The following is a 17,026-nucleotide window of genomic DNA, read 5'->3' as shown; positions in this document are numbered from 1 at the left end:
GCGGGCATTTCATTCGCCACTCTCTGCCAATAGGATGTTGCAGAAATTGGCGGACAAGCCGTTCCGGGGTGGGCACGGCTCGGAAATCCGCGCATGCGGCATGATCCGGTCTGTGGGCTTGCGTAATGCGCAGGGCTCGCGGGGGGACGCGTACAAGTAACGAGGGCTCGGACTGAACATGGCGAACACTCCGAAGAAGGTCAAAGACCCAACAGAAGTTGCGCTTTCTGCGATCCAGGAAGCCCTCAACATCAGTGACACTGCTGCGGATACGAGCCGCAACGCCGCGATGCGCAACGAAACGCCGCCGCCGGTGGCGCCGCCCGCGCCCCCGGTCTTCGACGAGCCGAGCTTCGAGCCGCGTCCCGCCGCCAACGAACGCGCGACCGTGTTTGATTCGATCGAGGAGCCGCGCACTTCGCGCCGCGCCGCCAACGACGACCGCGAGACCATCGGTCAGCTGCTCCAGGCGCTTCAGAAGGGCCGCCCTGCCCGCAACGTCTACACCTTCGCCACCATCTTCGCCGGCGTCTGGCTCGCCGCCTGCGCCGCGCTGACATTCGGTTTCCTGCCCTCGATCCAGGCCGCCATGGGCCAGAGCGGCGGCGTGCTCGTCATTGCCGGCCTGATCGCGATGTTCTTCGCGCCGATCATGCTGTTCTACTTCCTGGCGAGCCTTGTCTGGCGGGGTCAGGAAATGCGCATGATCGCCCAGGCGATGGCGCAGGTCGCAATCCGCTTCTCCGAGCCGGAAGGCTCGGCCTCCGATTCCATGGTCACCGTCGGCCAGGCCATCCGCCGCGAGGTCGCGGCGATGGGCGACGGCATCGAGCGCGCGATCGCGCGCGCCGGCGAGCTCGAGACGCTCGTCGCCAACGAGGTCGCGGCGCTGGAGCGCGCCTATTCCGACAACGAGGTGCGCATCCGGGCCCTGCTCCAGGACATCGCGCATCAGCGCGACAATCTGGTCGGCCAGGCCGAGCAGGTCCGCAGCGCCATCTCCGGCGTGCAGATCGACCTGCGCCACGACATCGCGCTGATCTCGGACGCGATCGCCTCGCGCGTCGACGAGGTCGCCAAGTCCATCACCGGCGCGCTGGAAGAGCGCGGCGCCCACATCACCGGCGCCCTGAGCAATGCCGGCGACAACATGATCCTCGCGCTCGGCGAGCGCGGCGGCGACCTGCTCGATCGCCTCGAGGAGGCCAGCAACGAGACCACGCGCGCCGTGCTCGACGCCAGCGAGCGGCTGACCACCAGCCTCAACTTCAAGACCGGCCACGTCCACGACGAGTTCGTCGACCTCGCCGACCGCGTCCACGAGATGCTGAACGAGCGCATCGACCGCATCACCGGCGAGTTCGAGCAGCGCTCCGCCGCAATCGTCGACGGCATCTCCGAGCGCACCGAGCAGGTGCACGATTCCCTGAAGAATTCGTCGGACTCGCTGCTGCTCGAACTCGAGCTGCGTTCCAGCGACATCTCCGCCAAGATCGACGACGCCGGCAACCGGCTCGCCGGCCAGATCATGACGAGCGGCGACAAGGCGAGCGAGGCACTCGACGCCACCGTCAACACCCTGGTCGCCAAGGTCGTGAGCCAGACCGAGACCGCGCACGATTCACTGTCGCTGCAGATGAGCGCCTTCGACGAGCTCGTCAGGAACCAGGGCACCGAGCTGGTCGAGAAGTTCGCCCGTGACTCCGGCACGCTGGGCGCGCTGATCACCCGTCACATCTCCGAGTTCGACCGCACCGTGAAGACTTTCGGCGGCGAGATCGTCGAGCGCATGGGCCAGCGCACGCAGGACATCCATGAGTCGCTGAAGACTTATGTCGACAATTTCGACACCCGCTTCACCGCGAACGGCGGCGAGATCACGGCCGCGCTCGACCAGCGACTGGTGCATTTCGAGACGGCGATCGGCGAACGCGTCAGCAATTTCGACGCCTCGCTGAACGGCAAGTTCGCCAGCCTCGACGGCACGATCGAAGGCCATATCAGAACCTTCGACGAGCAGCTCGTCGGCCGCGTCGCCGCGCTCGAACAGTCGTTCGACACCCGCGCGAAGTCCATGACCGAAACCATCGACGGTCGCATCAACACGCTGGCGACGTCGCTGACCGACGGTGCCGCGCAGGCGATCCAGTCGATCGATACCCGCCTCACCCACCTCACGACGTCGCTGACCGGCGGCGCATCAGAGGCCATCGAAACCATCGACTCGCGCCTCACCCACCTCACGAGCTCGCTGACCGATGGCGCATCGCAGGCCATCGAAACCATCGACGCGCGCCTCAATCATCTCACGACCTCGCTGACCGATGGCACATCGCAGACCATCCAGTCGATCGACACCAGGTTGACGCACCTCACGACGACGCTGACGGGCGGCGCGTCGCAGGCGCTCGAATCCATCGACTCCCGCCTCACCTACCTGACCAACGCCGTGACGAACGGCGCATCGCAGGCCGTGCAGTCGATCGACACGCGTCTCACGCTGCTGACCGCGACGCTCACGGACGGCACCGCGCAGGCAATCGAGGCGGTCGACCGCCGCATCACCGGCGTCACCGAGACCATCGACGGCCGCAGCACGTATCTGACCGATACGGTCACGGCGCGCTTCCAGGAGATCCACCACACCATCGAGACCAAGGTCGGCTCGGTCGCCAACGACATCGACGTGCGCGTGGCACAGTTCGAGGACCTGCTCGGCTCGCGCGTCGAGGCCGTCGCCGGCCGCATCGAGAGCAGCGGACGCCAGGCCAGCGAGGACATGATGTCCCGCGCCGAGATGATCTCGACCGCGATCCGTTCGCATGTCGAGGACGCCGAGCGCTCGCTCACCAACCTCGTCGTCAACACCAGCGAGACCATCCAGACCGGTGCGCGCACCGCCCAGCAGTCGCTGATGACGGTCTCCTCCGACGTCAACGCCCAGCTCAAGATGACCTCAACCGAGGTCGAGCGCGCGCTGACCACGGTCGGCACTGGCGCTGCGAACTCGATCCTGAGCAGCGCCCGCGAGGCGCAGTCGACCCTCGTCGCCGCATCGGGCGATGCGTCCAACCAGATCAAGGGGCTCGCGGCCGATGTCGAACGCACGCTGTCCGCAGCGGGCTCGGCGACCGCCGCCTCGATCCTGGCCGGCGCCCGCGAGGTGCAGACCGCGCTCGTCACCGCCTCGTCGGATGCGGCCAACCACGTCAAGACGCTCACCACTGATGTGCAGCGCTCGCTGTCGCAGGCCGGCACCACCACGGCGGAATCGATCGTCGCCGGCGCCCGCGACGCGCAGGGCGCACTGATTGCGGCTTCGACCGAGACCGCCAGCCAGATCAAGGCGCTGTCTTCCGACGTGCAGCGCTCGCTCTCGATGGCGGGCACCTCGACGGCCGAGACCATCATGACCGGCGCCCGCGAGGCGCAGAGCACGCTGGTCACGGCATCCTCGGATGCGGCGAGCCAGGTCAAGTCGCTCGCGGCCGAAGTGCATCGTTCGCTCTCGCAGGTCGGCCAGACCACCGCCGAGACGATCACCACCAGCGCCCGCGACGCCCAGAGCACCCTGCTCGCGGTCTCCGCCGAGCAGACCAGCCAGGTCCGCTCGCTCGCCGCCGAGATGCAGCGCGCGCTGGCGACCGCCGGCGGCGCCACCATCGAGGCGCTCACCAGCGGCGTGCGCGAGGCGCAGGGAACGCTGATCTCCGCCTCGACCGACGCGGCGGGCCAGATCAAGTCGCTGACCACGGACATCGAGCGCACGCTGACCGCGATCGGCGCCGACACCGCCTCGACAATCCTCAACAGCGCGCGTGAGGCGCAGACCTCGCTGACCTCGACCTCGGCGGATGCCGCGAGCCAGATCCGCACGATCTCGACCGAGATCGAGCGCACGCTGAGCGCAGCGACCACGAACGCGACCAACGACATCCAGACCAGCGCGCTCAACGCCCAGAACGCGCTGATATCGGCGTCCAACGAGGCGAGCTCGCGGGTCAAGTCGAGCTCGGCCGACGTCGAGCGTTCGGTGCTCGCCGCCTCGAGCAGCTTCGGCCAGGCCATGACCGGCAAGACCGACGAGATCGTCACCTATGTGCAGCAGCAGGCCGACCGTCTGTCGAACATGATCGACTCCAAGCGCGGCGCCCTGGTCGATGCGATCGGCTCCAAAACCAGCCAGCTCACGCTCGACATCGACCGCGTCACCTCCGACGCGCTGAAGTCGATCGAGACGCGCGGCCAGGCGTTCTCGCAGACCATGATGGGCAACGGCTCGGAAGTCGCGCGCGCCATCAATACGGCAAGCGAGATCGCCACCGGCGCGGTCGGCAAGTCGCTCAAGGACCTCGAGCACGCCTCGCGTTCGGCGATCGACCAGTCGCGCCAGGTCTCGATCGCCGCCGTCACCGAGATGCAGGAGACCAGCAAGATCCTGCGTACCGACACGGTCGCCCTGTTCGAGCGTCTGCGCGAAGGCAACATCCTGCTTCAGGAGGTGCTGACCGGTGCGCACGACAACCTCAACTCGCTCGAGCGGGCGCTGGTGACGCGCGTCGCCGACTTCGTCTCGGCGATGAACGACGTCACCTCGCGCAACGGCGCTGCGACGCAGGGCCTGGAAGATCAGCTCAACGTCTTCAACAGCAAGACCACGAAGGCCCTGCAGGATCTCGGCGAGCTGTCGACCCAGTTCGACAAGCACGGCCAGGCGCTGGTCGATGCCGCGCAGGTCGTCGAGCAGAGCAACAAGAACACCACCGCCTCGCTCGCCGAGCGCAAGCAGGCGCTGGAATCGCTCGTCACCACGATCGACCTGCGTACGACCGATCTCGACCAGCGGCTGTCGCGCTTCACCGGCCTGCTCGATGAATCGCTGGCCGCCGCCGAAGAGCGTGCCCGCGACATCGCCCGGGTCGTCGCCGAGACCGCCGGCGCGGGCTCGGCCGCGATCACCCGCCAGTTCGAGGCGGTGCGCGCGGCGTCCGAGGAGGAGCACCGGCAGACCATCGAGGCCATGCACGACATCTACCGCCAGACCACCGACGAGGCGGATACGATGTTCAAGCAGTCGACCGAGCGCTTCACCAACCTCGTCTCCAGCATGAAGCAAATGGCGCTCGAGATGCACAACGAACTCGAGGCCACCCGCAACGAGCTGCGCCGCGGCGTGCTCGAGATGCCGCAGGAGGCTGCCGAGAGCACCGCGCAGATGCGCAAGGTGATCGTCGACCAGATCGAGGCCCTCGCCGAGCTCAACCGCATCGTGGCCCAGCATGGCCGCGGCCTCGACGTCACCACGACGAGCCGCGCCAGCGTGCAGCGCCAGGACGAGCCGATGCTGGCAGCAGCCGTCGGCGGCCGTGCCACCGAGACCCGCATCCGCGACACCGGCAGCGCCTCGACGCTGCCGCCGCCGGACCTCGGCGTGCCGGCCGCGCGCCGCACCGAGGCACCGCCGGTCGCGCCTGCCGGCAACAACAACGACCAGGACCGCGACGGCTGGCTGTCGGACCTGCTCAACCGCGCCGACACCGGTCCAGCCGGCCGTGAGGCGCCGCGCGGCCGCCCGGTGGCTCCGCAGCAGCCCCAGCCACCGCAGGGTGGCGGCAATCCGCTGGAATCGCTGTCGCTCGACATCGGCCGGCTGATGGACCGCAACCTTGCCGCCGAGATGTGGGACCGCTATCAGCGCGGCGAGAACAAGGCCTTCACCAAGCGCCTGTATACGCCCGCTGGCCAGAAGGCCTTCGACGAGGTCGCCCGCAAGTACCGCGCCGACCGCAACTTCAAGGGCACGGTCGACCGCTATGTCGCGGAGTTCGAGCGTCTGCTCGACGAAGTCGCCCGCGACGGCCGCGGCCCGCAGGAGCTGCGCAGCCACCTGACCTCGGAGACGGGGCTGGTCTACACGCTGCTCGCCCATGCGGCGGGACGGCTGGGCTGAGCAGCCAATAGCGCAACGAAAACGGAGGCCTCGCGGCCTCCGTTTTGATTTTGCGGGAAGGATCTCAGGTGCCGTTGGGCTGGCCGAATGACAGCCGCTCGGCCAGCACCGCGGCCTGGGTGCGGGAGCCGACGCCGAGCTTGCGCAGGATCGTCGAGACATGGCCCTTCACCGTCTGCTCGGCGATGTCGAGCTCGCCCGCGATCTGCTTGTTGAGCTTGCCTTCGACGATCATTGCGAGAATGCGCAGCTGTTGTGCCGACAGCGAGGCCATTCGCGCGGCAAGCTCGACATCGGCGCTCTGGATGGAGCCGCGCCCGCCGACGTTGGGCGGCATCCAGATCTCGCCGGCCAGGATCTTCGTGATGGCATCCGCCATCTCGGGCAGGCTGAGCGATTTCGGGATGTAGCCGGATGCACCGTAAGCGATCGCGCGGCGGATCGTGGCGGCATCCTGTCGCGCCGAGATGATCGCCACCGGCACCGTCGGGAATTGCGCCGACAGGATGAATAGCGCGGCAAAGCCCTGGATACCCGGCATGGTCAGATCCCAGAGGATCAGGTCGATCTCGTCGGACTGGGACGTCAGGACGCCGATCGCCTCGTCCAGCGACTGGCAGGCGATGATGTCGAGGTCCGGCAGCACGCTCGACAGCGCGCTCCGCAGCGCGGCCTGTACCAGCGGATGATCGTCGCCGATAAGGATGTGCATTGTCAGGAATTCTCCAGTTTGGTCCCGAACTGCCGGCTCAGCGCCTCGCTGTCGAGGATGCGCCGCAGCGCTGCCGGCTTGATCGGCTTCGACAGGATCTCGCAGCCGCGCGCCCTCGCCGCCTTGCGCACTGCCTCGCTGCGATCGCCGGTGACGACCAGCGCGCGGACGGCGCGACCTGACTCCTGCCTGAGATCGTCGAGAAAGTCCAAGCCGCTGCGGCCGCCATCGAGGTGGTAATCGAGCAGCACGACGTCGGGCGGACTGGCTGTGGCCGCCGCCATTGCCTCGGCAGCGTCAGCCGCGACCAGCACGCGATGTCCCCAGCCGCCGAGCAGCGCCGCCAGGCCCTCGAGGATCGTCGCCTCATTGTCGAGGCACAGGATCGTCAGCGGCCGTTCCGCCGCCACGGGCGATGCAATCGCGGGATTGCGCTGAAGCGGCCTGCCTGGTCCGCGCCCAAGCGGCACCGTGACGGCGAAGCACGAACCATGTCCCGGGCGCGAACGGACATCGACGGCATGGCCCAGCAGTCGCGATACACGATCGACGATGGCGAGCCCCAGCCCCAATCCCTTCTCCGCCCCCGGCGCCAGACGCTGGAACTCTTCGAAGATGCGTGCTCTGTCCTCCGCCGCGATCCCGATGCCGGTATCCCAGACCTCGACGCGCAGCGCATCGTCACGCCGCCGGCAACCGAGCAGGATGCGGCCCTTGGGCGTGTAGCGGAGCGCGTTCGACAGCAGGTTCTGCAAGATGCGACGCAAGAGATGCGGATCGCTGCGCACAGCAAGGCGGCAATTCACGACGCTGAGGACGAGCCCGCGTTCGCGCGCCATCGCCGAGAACTCGACGTTCAACTGCACGAGCAGATCCGCGATCGGAAAATCGAACGCCTCGGCGCGAACGGCGCCGGCATCGTAGGAGGAGATGTCGAGCAGCCTGTCCAGGACGTGCTCGGTCGAGCGAAGTGCCGTAATCGCGCTGCCCGCCAAGGTGCGTTCCTTGTCGGTATCCCCGGCTCGCGACGAGGCGTGAAGGCTCTCGTCGAGCGCTGACAGGAACAGGCGGGCCGCGTTCAATGGTTGGAGCAGATCGTGGCTGGCCGCCGCCAGGAAGCGGGTCTTGCCGAGATTGGCCTGCTCGGCTTCTGCCTTTGCCTGCTCCAGCGCCTCGGTCCGCTCGCGGACGCGCAGCTCGAGCCCCTCATTGGCGCGTCGCAAGGCTTCCGCGGCCCGATGACGCTCGGTGACGTCGGTGTAGGTCGAAACGTAGCCGCCCTCGGCAACGCGGTCATAGACGATCTCGAGCACCGTGCCGTCCGGCCGCTTGCGCTCGTATAGATAGGGCCAGCTCTGCGCGGCGACGTCACGATTGACCAGCAGCGCGGCGAATTCGGACGCGGCATATTCGCCGCGCTCGACGTTGAAGCCAATGAGATCCGCCAGCGGAAGACCGACGCGAACGAAATCCGGCGGCAGGTCCAAGAGCGCGATGAAACGGCCGTTCCACGCCGTGATGTTGAAATCCGCGTCGAACGCGCAGATACCCTGCGGCACGCTCTCCAGCGTGCTCTGCAAGAGGCTGCGATTGAAGCGCAACGCCTCCGAGGCTTCGTCGAGCATCGCCATCGCCGCCCGCCGCGACAGCGAGTGCCCTTCCAGCGAGGCCGCGATCACCACGCGCGCCGATGCCGCACCGATCGCGCCGGCAAGCAGATTCTCGGTGAATCGGATCGAGTCGAGATCGACGAACCCTGACGGATCGAGGTGCGGCCCGGTGCCGGCGATCCGCGCCGCGAGATAGCCGTCGAATGCCGCCGCGCCGCGCTCCGCGCCGACAAAGCGCAGCGCCAGCGCGCGGAGATCGTCGAGCCGGACCACCACGCGTGAGGACAGTTTCGGGATCGATTCGCGCACGACGCCATCGGCGAATGCGGCCGCCTGGTTGCGCTCGACGGTCGATTGCCGTCCGAGCGCCGAGACCATCAGGAAGCAGACGAGGTTGGCGCCGAGGCTCCAGAGTGTGGCGTGCGAGATCGGATCGATCCCTTCGAGACCCAGCAGCGCGTTCGGCCTGAGCCAGGCGAGCTGCCACGGGCCCTGGCGGACGATCTCCTCGATCGCGGGCCACAGCGGCGCGGCCGAGGGGAGCAGCAGCGTATAGGCCCAGATGAAGAAGCCGGCCGCGATCCCGACCGAGGCGCCAGCCTTGTTGGCACGCGGCCAGAACAACCCTCCGACGAACGCCGGACCGAATTGCGCGACCGCGACGAACGACAAGAGTCCGATCACAGTGAGCGGATAGGACTGGTTGACCAGGCGGTGCATCAGATAGGCGAGCAGCAGGATGCCGAGGATCGAGAGCCGGCGCACCGCCACCAGCACCGAGGTCATCGGCCGACTCTGCGCACGCAGGCCGAAGACGCGCGAGCGCAACAGCAACGGCATGATGACGTCGTTGCAGAGCATCGTGCTGAGCGCGACGGACGTCATGATCACCATGCCGGTGGCGGCCGACAGCCCGCCCAGGAACGCGATCAGGCTGATAGTGCTCGCGTCCGCCGCGATCGGCAGCGAGATGACGTAGGTGTCGGGGTCCATCATCGCGCCGAACCTGGCAAGCCCGGCCGCGGCGATCGGCAGGATCAGCAGGCTGAACAGCGCGAGATAGGTCGGATAGAGCCATGCCGCAGTGCGGGTATGGCTAGGTGACTCGTTCTCGACGACGGCGACATGGAACGCCTGCGGCAGGCACAGGAAGGCGATGCCGGAGATGATGATCGTCGCAGGCCACACCGGCTGCGTCGGATCGAAGCTCAGGATCCCCGCCAGCTGCGGCTCCGATTGAAATTGCGACAGCAGAGCAGCCGGCCCGCCAGACAGGCCGAACAGCACGAACAGCGCGACGATCAGGAATGCGAGCAGCTTGACGACGCTCTCGAAGGCGATCGCGAGCATCAGGCCGCGATGATGCTCGCTGGCATGGACATGCCGGACGCCGAACACGATCGCGAACAGCGCCATCGACGCCGCGACGCCGAATGCGGAGTCCTGCCAGAACCGCAGCGCTTCGCCGCCGGCACGCTCGGGCTGGAGGATCAGATAGTCAAAACTCTTGCCGACGGCTTTGAGCTGGAGCGCGATATAGGGAAGCACGCCAAGCAGCGACGCGAGCGTCACGAAGGCCGCGAGCGCCTGGCTCTTGCCGTAGCGCGCGGCGATGAAGTCCGAAATCGAGGTGACGTTTTGCGCCTTCGCGATCGCAATCACCTTCGACAGGAGCGGCTGGCCGAACAGCAGCACCAGGGTCGGGCCGATATAGATCGTGGCAAAGTCCAGCCCGCTGGTCGCGGCACGTCCGACCGATCCGTAGAAGCTCCAGGAGGTGTTGTAGACCGCAAGGGTCAGGCAATAGCTGATCGCGGCCGCCCAGGAGTTTGGCGAAACCAGCGGCCCACCGGCGCTCCGCCGATCGCCCCACCAGGCCACCAGGAACAGCGTGGTCACATAGCCGGCAGCGACCGCAAGAACGAACCACGCCTGCAAGACATCCTCACCCGAGACCGTCCGATCCGCCGGCGACGAAAGGGGCCAGATCGCGGGCGGATACTATAGCGTTTTCAATCGCATGGAAGGCTATTTCATCGACAGACGATCGGCGGCCGAAGCGAGCTCCGGCCGCCGATCGCATTCACTCAGGCCGCCTCGCGGGACGGCCGTTGCTGCGGCGTGCGCTTGAGCAAGAGGTTGACCACGACGGCAACCACGATGTTGAGCGCGAGCGCCAAGAGGCCGGTGTAGATCGCAACCGGTCCCATGCCGAAATCGACGGTATGGAGCGGCTTCAACCCGTCCGACCAGGCGAGCCAGGATCCGCCTGCAAGGCCGACGGCCCAGCCGGCGAGCAGCGCCGTGCTCGAGAACCAGTTCAGATAGAGGCCGAACACCAGCGCCGGCAGCGTCTGGAGGATCCAGAGTCCTCCGAGCAATTGCAGGTCGAGCGCGAACTGCGTCGGCATCAAGAGGATGGCGAGCAGCGCACCGACCTTCACCAGCATGGAGGTGATCTTGGCGACCTTCGCCTCGCCTGCCGGCGTCACCTTCGGATCGACCCACACCTTCCAGAAGTTGCGGGTGAACAGATTGGCGGCGCCAATGCTCATGACGGCGGCCGGCACCAGCGCGCCAATCGCGATCGCGGCGAAGGCGAAGCCTGCGAACCAGCTCGGGAACAGGGTCTTGAACAGCTCGGGCACGACGTCGTTGTTGCTCGCGAGCTTCAACCCCGCCGCATGCCCCATGTAACCCAGCAGCGCGAGCAGGCCGAGCAGCAGCGTGTAGGCCGGAAGCAGCATCGCATTCTTGCGAATGGTGTTGCCGCCCGAGGACGCGAAGATGCCCGTCAGCGTGTGCGGATACATGAAGGCGGCGAGCGCCGAGCCCAGCGCCAGCGAGGCATAAGGCACGATCTGCGCCGGCGACAACAGGATCCCGCCCGAGCCCTTTGCGGCAAATGCCGCATCCGCCGCGGTGAAGATCGCGCCGTAACCGCCAAGCTTGGACGGAACGATCGCAATCGCGGCGATCACCACGATGTAGATCATGATGTCCTTGACGAAGGCGATCAGCGCCGGGGCGCGCAGGCCCGACGAATAGGTGTAGAGCGCCAGCACCAGGAAGGCGAGAACCAGCGGCACCTCGCCGTGAAGGCCGAGCGCCTTGATCGCGACCTCCATGCCGATCAGCTGGAGCGCGATGTAGGGCATCGTCGCCAGCACGCCGGTGGCCGCGACGGCGAGTTCGAGCCCGCGCGAGCCGTAAGCGCCACGCACCACGTCGCCCGCGGTGACATAGCCGCGCTCCTTGGCGACCTTCCACAGCACCGGCATCACCGCGAACACGAAGGGGTAGACGATGATGGTGTAGGGAAGCGCGAAGAATCCGTAGGCGCCGACCGCATAGACCAGAGCGGGAACGGCGATCACGGTGTAGGCGGTGTAGAAGTCGCCGCCGACCAGGAACCAGGTGATCCAGGTCCCGAACTTGCGGCCGCCGAGGCCCCACTCGTCGAGATGGGCGAGCGTCTCCGGCTTGCGCCAGCGCGAGGCGACGAAGCCCATGCCGGTGACGAGAACGAACAAGGCGAGGAATACGGCGAATGCCGCGCTATCGACATTAGTCAGCACGGCGCACGCTCCTGTAGACGATGTAGGTGATGAGCGAGGTCAGCGGCACCCAGGCGAGCTGGTACCAATAGAAGAACGGGAAGCCGAACAGATGGGGCTCCCGGATATTGTAGAACGGCACGATCATCAGGCCGATGAACGGCAACAGCAGCAACAGACGTATCACGCTCTCCTCCCCTGTGAGTGAAGTCGACGCGCTTTTTCGTGAGCGCGACTTAAGCGCGATATAGCTGACAACGACCGCGAGCCCCTCCCCCTACCTTGGCTCGGTCAGACCCCCATACTTTCGTATCGGCGAGGGTGAAGATCACGAATGGCGGATGAAGACGGAGGCCTCGCGGCCTCCGTTTTTCGTTGAGCTTGTCATCGCGAGGAACGATCGTAGCCCGCATGGAGCGGAGCGAAATGCGGGGAAGGCCCCGGATTGCGCTTCGAGACTGGGCAAGATTCTAACATCGAGTGAAGGTAGGATTCGGCATGACGAATCGTACCTTCAAAACCGGCGTCAGGCGGGATCAGCCGAGCCTTCTGCCGGCGCGGGTGGAAGATTATGTGGCCGGCGACAATCCGGTTCGGGTGATCGAGGCTTTTGTTGCAGCGCTTGACCTCGGGAAGCTTGGCTTCCGCCATGCCGGATCGAGCGGCGGGGCTGGACAGCCACCTTATGACCCGGCCGACCTGCTGAAGCTTTATCTTTATGGCTACCTGAACCGGATCCGGTCGTCGCGCAACCTGGAGCGCGAAGCCCGGCGCAATCTGGAACTGATCTGGCTGATGAAGCGCCTGGTGCCGGGCTATCGCACCATCGCCAAGTTCCGCCAGGAGAACTGGAAGACGCTCAAGGCGGTGAACCGGGAGTTTGTGCTGATGCTGCGCGAACTCGGTCTGATTGGCGGAGAGGTTGTGGCGATCGACGGTGCGTTTTTTGATGGCAACGCCAGCAAGGCGAGCATCAAAACGCAGCGCAAGCTCGCCAAGCGGCTGGCGGAGATCGAGCAGGATATTGAAGCCTATGGTGCCACGCTCGAGGCCAACGACAGCGCCGAGGTGGAACGTCCACCCGCGGGGCGGGATGGCGGAGGCGATGGCAGTCGCGGCGGAGACCTCGCACAAGAGGTGGCGGCGTTGATGGCCAAGCGCGCCAGCTTGCAGGCCGATCTGGCACGACTGGAGGAGAGCGGGCAGACGCAGCTGTCGCGAACCGATCCGGATGCCCGCCTGTTGTCGAAGAACGGCCAGGTGGTGGCAGGCTATAACGTTCAGATCGGCGTCGACGACAAGCACGCTCTGATCGCGGCGAGCGAGGTCGTCAACGACGGCAACGATAGCGGCCAGCTTTACGACATGGCCAAGGCCGCAAAGGACGAGCTTGGCGTCGAGACGCTGACGGTTCTCGCCGATACCGGCTACTACAACGGCCATACGCTCAAGGACTGCGAGGAGAACGGCATTGCCGCCTACGTTCCGCTGGCCAAGCGAACCACGCGGCTCGAAGCGCAGGATCGCATCAGCCATGAGGCGTTCGCCTACGACGCCGAAGCGGATGTCTATCGCTGTCCCGCCGGCAAGCAGCTGCGTCCCACGGACGGTCGCAAGACCAACGGCAACCGGATCGAGATCAGGTATGTCAGCCGCAAGTCAGATTGCGACGCCTGCCCGCTGCGCGCGCGCTGTGTCACCGTCAAGATCCCGACGCGCACCGTCCAGCGCTGGGAGCATGAAGCGGTGCTGGATCGGCATCGCGCGCGGATGCAGGGCGCCGAGGCCCAGATGCGCCGCCGCGCCGAACTCGCCGAACACCCCTTCGGCACCATCAAATGCCGGGCCGGCTACCGCCACTTCCTCGTCCGCGGCTTCGACAAAGTCTGTGGCGAATGGAGCCTGATGGCGCTTTGCTACAATTTCTCCCGAGTCCTCAGCATTCTCGGCCTCGACGCCTTCATGGCCTATCTGGCAAGCCGGCTTCCGCATTTGGCACTCTTGCTGCTCAACGCCATCACCGACATCACCGACATCATCACCCGGATACGGCCCGCTCCAGCGCCAATCCGAGCCCAAATCCGTCCAATTTTCCGATATGCCGCGTAAGCCGCGCCCAAACAAATACTTGCCCAGCCTCTTCGCTCCATCCGGGCTACGAGGCTGGCATCCGCAGGCACCGTCATTGCGAGGAGCGAAGCGACGAAGCAATCCAGACTTCTCGCAAGGATAATTGCAGCTGAGAAGCGCTCTTCCTTCTCCGCTTGTGGGAGAATGGAAGAAGCGCTTCTACCGCCTGCGCTCGTTCGAAGGCGCCGCTCTCGGCGGTTCGGCGGGCGGCGGGGCGGCTTGCGATGAGTTGCTGGCGCCGAACAGGACGCGGGTCGGGTTGCGGTCGAAATTGTTCACGGCGCGACTGATGTCGCCGAGGGTGCGGCGGCCGTCGGACATCAGCGCGCCGGAGCGCTTGTCGAAATCCTCGGCGAGCTCGCGGATCGACTTGACCGCCTGGAACAGCTCGCCGCCGTCCTTGCCGCCGGCGAGCGTATTGAGGCCGAGCATGAGGCTGTCGGCCTTGAGCATGACGCCGTCGACCTTGGCCATCACGCCGTCGATCTTCTCGGAGTTACGGGCGAGCGAGTTGGTGAAGGTCTCGAGGTTCTTCAGCGAGTTCTTCACCGATTCCTGATTGTCGGCGACGATCTTGTTGATGTTCTGAAGTGTGCCGCGGATCGCCTCGGTGACGTCCTGGAGCTTGTTGGGGTCGGCGGTCAGCGTCGGGATGCCGTCCTGGTCGAGCGGCGGTGGGGCCGCCGCCTCGTCGCCGCCCTTGAGCGAGATCGCGGCAACGCCGGTCAGGCCCTGGAACTCGAGGCCGACCAGGGTGTCCTTGCGGATCGGGGCGTTGTTCTCGATCATGGCGAGCGCGACAACCCGCCGAGGGTTGTCCAGCTTCACCGAGACCACCTCACCTACCCGGATACCGTTGAAATTGACGCTGCCGCCGTTACGCAGGCCCGCCGCCGGGCCCTCGAATACGACGCGCAGGGGGCTGCGCTGCTTGGTGGTGTGCAGCGACTGAAACCACAGCACGAAGCCGATCGCGGCGGCGATCACCGCCAACGTGAACGAGCCGATTAATACGTAATTCGCCCGCGTTTCCATCAGGTGCTCCGGCTACTCAGCTCAACCCATGACCGCGCGGGCGCGCTTGCCATGGAAATACTGCCTCAGCCAGGGATGCTGCGAGGCCTGCATGTCGGCGATCGACCCTGCCGCAATGATCTTACCGTTCCCTAAAACGGCGATGCGGTCACATGCTGTGTAAAGGCTGTCGAGATCGTGGGTTACCATGAAAACGGTCAGCCCCAAAGTGCGCTGGAGCGTCCTGACCAGCTCGTCGAAATCGCCGGCGCCGATCGGGTCGAGGCCCGAGGTCGGCTCGTCCAGGAACACCAGATCCGGATCGAGCGACAAGGCGCGCGCCAGCGCCACGCGCTTGATCATGCCGCCGGAGAGCTCGGACGGGAAGCGTTCGGCGACCTCGGGCTTGAGGCCGACCATGGTCAGCTTGGCCATGGTGATCTCGTCCATCAGGCGCTGCGAGACGCGTAAATATTCGCGCATCGGAAACTGGATGTTCTGGCGCACCGTGAGCGAGGAGAACAACGCGCCCTGCTGAAACAGCACGCCCCAGCGCCGCTCGACGTTGCGCCGCTGCGACGTGCTGGAGGAATCGAGATCGACGCCGAACACCTCGATGGAGCCTGCGACCTTCGGCACGAGCCCGATGATGGTGCGCGTCAGCACCGACTTGCCGGCGCCGGAGGGACCGACGAAGCCAAGGATCTCGCCGCGCTTGACGTCGAGGTTGAGGCCGTCGAGCACGCGCGTTGCGCCGAACTGCACGGTGATGTCGCGGACGCGGATGATGGGGTTTTGAATCTCGCTCTGAGCTTCTTTTGCCATCGTCACATCCCGATCGAGGCGAAGAAGATGGCGAACACGCCGTCCATGACGATGACGAAGAAGATGCCCTTCACCACCGACGCCGTCGTGTGCTGACCCAGCGATTCCGCGCTGCCCTGCACGGCGAGACCTTCCACGCAGGCGACGATGCCGATCACGGCGGCCATCACCGGCGCCTTGACGATGCCGACGATGAAATGATCGATCGAGATGGCGTCGCGCAGGCGCAACAAGAAGGCCTCCGGCTCGACGCCGCCATAGAGCCAGGCGACCAGGCCGCCGCCATAGAGCGCGGCCATCGCGCCGAGGAAAGCGAGGATCGGCAGCGCGAGCACGAGGGCCATCATGCGCGGCAGCACCAGGACCTCGATCGGGTCGAAGCCCATGGTGCGCAGCGCGTCGATCTCCTCGCGCATCTTCATCGAGCCGAGCTCGGCGGTGTAGGCGCTGCCCGAACGGCCCGCGACCATGATCGCGACCAGGAGCACGCCGATCTCGCGCAGCACCAGGACGCCGAGCATGTCGACGACGAAGATGTCGGCGCCGAATCTGCGGAAATGGAAGATGCCCTGCTGGGCGATGATGCAGCCGATCAGGAAGGTGATCAGCACGATGATCGGCACTGCGCGCCAGCAGACCTGCTCCATGTGGTGCACGGTCGAGGTCAGGCGGAACGAGCGCGGATGGATCAGGACGCGAAAACCTGCCGCGAGCACCGCGCCGAGCATGTCGACGAGGCCTGCGACCGTGCCGGCAACGCCGGCCACGGCCCGGCCGATCTGCTCCAGCATGCCGGTGATGGTGATCGGGCTGCTGTCGATCACGGGGGTCGCCCGCACGCGCCGCACCTCGTCGACCAGGCTCGAATAATTGGCGGAGAGCCCCGCGATCTGCGCCTCGACCGCGCCTTGCGTCAGGCTGCGGCGCAAGCGCTCGATCAGCCAGGCGCCGAAGGTGTCGAGCTTGGCGACCTCGGAGACGTCGATGAAAATGCTCTGCGGGCTGCCGGCGAGCTTCTCGGCATCGGCCACCATCCGCTCCAGCACCGGCGCGAAGCTCGCGGTCCAGGTCCCGGTGGCGCAGAGTGCCAGCGCATTGCCCCTGGCAATCCGTTCCAGCTTCGGATCGCCGTTCAAGATGTCCGCTCCCGTGCCGAAGCGCAAGAAACGGATAGAATCGGATGGTTGCGCACGCGCCCTTACCTAGAGAAGGTATCCCCAACTGGCCA

General features: G+C 66.2%; 9 protein-coding genes. 2 read left to right on the top strand and 7 right to left on the bottom strand.

Annotation, left to right across the window (positions count from 1 at the left end):
• Positions 1–178 precede the first annotated feature (178 nt).
• Positions 179–5,950 carry an apolipoprotein A1/A4/E family protein gene (locus NLM27_RS06445; protein ID WP_254142554.1) on the top strand — a complete coding sequence of 1,924 codons (5,772 nt, stop codon included), beginning with the start codon at positions 179–181 and terminating at the stop codon, positions 5,948–5,950.
• 64 nt (positions 5,951–6,014) lie between these two features.
• On the opposite strand, the gene NLM27_RS06440 is transcribed toward NLM27_RS06445, so the two are convergent.
• The 4 genes from NLM27_RS06440 to NLM27_RS06425 all read right to left on the bottom strand — a co-directional run bounded on the left by NLM27_RS06440 (position 6,015) and on the right by NLM27_RS06425 (position 12,016).
• On the bottom strand, positions 6,015–6,668 hold the full coding sequence (locus tag NLM27_RS06440; RefSeq protein ID WP_254148766.1) for a response regulator transcription factor: 654 nt from the start codon (positions 6,666–6,668) through the stop codon (positions 6,015–6,017).
• A complete protein-coding gene (locus NLM27_RS06435; protein ID WP_375142232.1) occupies positions 6,665–10,210 on the bottom strand; it encodes a NahK/ErcS family hybrid sensor histidine kinase/response regulator in 3,546 nt (1,181 codons plus the stop codon). The genes NLM27_RS06440 and NLM27_RS06435 overlap by 4 nt, the downstream gene beginning before the upstream one ends.
• Before the next feature lie 149 nt (positions 10,211–10,359).
• Positions 10,360–11,850, bottom strand: a complete 1,491-nt coding sequence (gene mctP / locus NLM27_RS06430; RefSeq protein ID WP_254142553.1) for a monocarboxylate uptake permease MctP — start codon at positions 11,848–11,850, stop codon at positions 10,360–10,362.
• Positions 11,840–12,016 (bottom strand): DUF3311 domain-containing protein, encoded by a 177-nt coding sequence (locus NLM27_RS06425; protein ID WP_254142552.1) that lies wholly within the window; start codon positions 12,014–12,016, stop codon positions 11,840–11,842. Before NLM27_RS06425 ends, mctP begins: the two co-directional genes overlap by 11 nt.
• Before the next feature lie 311 nt (positions 12,017–12,327).
• Between NLM27_RS06425 and NLM27_RS06420 the strand changes: the two genes are divergently transcribed.
• Positions 12,328–13,938, top strand: a complete 1,611-nt coding sequence (locus NLM27_RS06420; RefSeq protein WP_254142551.1) for an IS1182 family transposase — start codon at positions 12,328–12,330, stop codon at positions 13,936–13,938.
• Positions 13,939–14,118: 180 nt separating this feature from the next.
• On the opposite strand, the gene NLM27_RS06415 is transcribed toward NLM27_RS06420, so the two are convergent.
• From NLM27_RS06415 to NLM27_RS06405, 3 genes are read right to left on the bottom strand one after another with little or no spacing between them, the layout of a single operon-like run.
• Entirely contained in the window at positions 14,119–14,994 is an 876-nt protein-coding gene (locus NLM27_RS06415) for an MlaD family protein (RefSeq protein WP_254142550.1), read from the bottom strand.
• Positions 14,995–15,015: 21 nt separating this feature from the next.
• Positions 15,016–15,798: an ABC transporter ATP-binding protein gene (locus NLM27_RS06410; RefSeq protein WP_035707844.1), complete on the bottom strand. Its 783-nt coding sequence runs from the start codon at positions 15,796–15,798 to the stop codon at positions 15,016–15,018.
• A gap of 2 nt (positions 15,799–15,800) precedes the next feature.
• On the bottom strand, positions 15,801–16,934 hold the full coding sequence (locus tag NLM27_RS06405; RefSeq protein WP_254142549.1) for an ABC transporter permease: 1,134 nt from the start codon (positions 16,932–16,934) through the stop codon (positions 15,801–15,803).
• Between the last annotated feature and the right edge of the window lie 92 nt (positions 16,935–17,026).

The organism is Bradyrhizobium sp. CCGB12, from assembly GCF_024199845.1.
Taxonomy (GTDB): Bacteria; Pseudomonadota; Alphaproteobacteria; order Rhizobiales; family Xanthobacteraceae; genus Bradyrhizobium.
The sequence above is the reverse complement of the archived record's forward strand: the minus strand, read 5'-3'. Positions and strand labels throughout refer to the sequence as shown.

Bases quoted from the DNA above. Each gene is read 5' to 3' on its own strand.
- NLM27_RS06445 (WP_254142554.1), top strand. From the start codon at position 179: ATGGCGAACACTCCGAAGAAGGTCAAAGACCCAACAGAAGTTGCGCTT.
- NLM27_RS06420 (WP_254142551.1), top strand. From the start codon at position 12,328: ATGACGAATCGTACCTTCAAAACCGGCGTCAGGCGGGATCAGCCGAGC.
- NLM27_RS06415 (WP_254142550.1), bottom strand. From the start codon at position 14,994: ATGGAAACGCGGGCGAATTACGTATTAATCGGCTCGTTCACGTTGGCG.
- NLM27_RS06410 (WP_035707844.1), bottom strand. From the start codon at position 15,798: ATGGCAAAAGAAGCTCAGAGCGAGATTCAAAACCCCATCATCCGCGTC.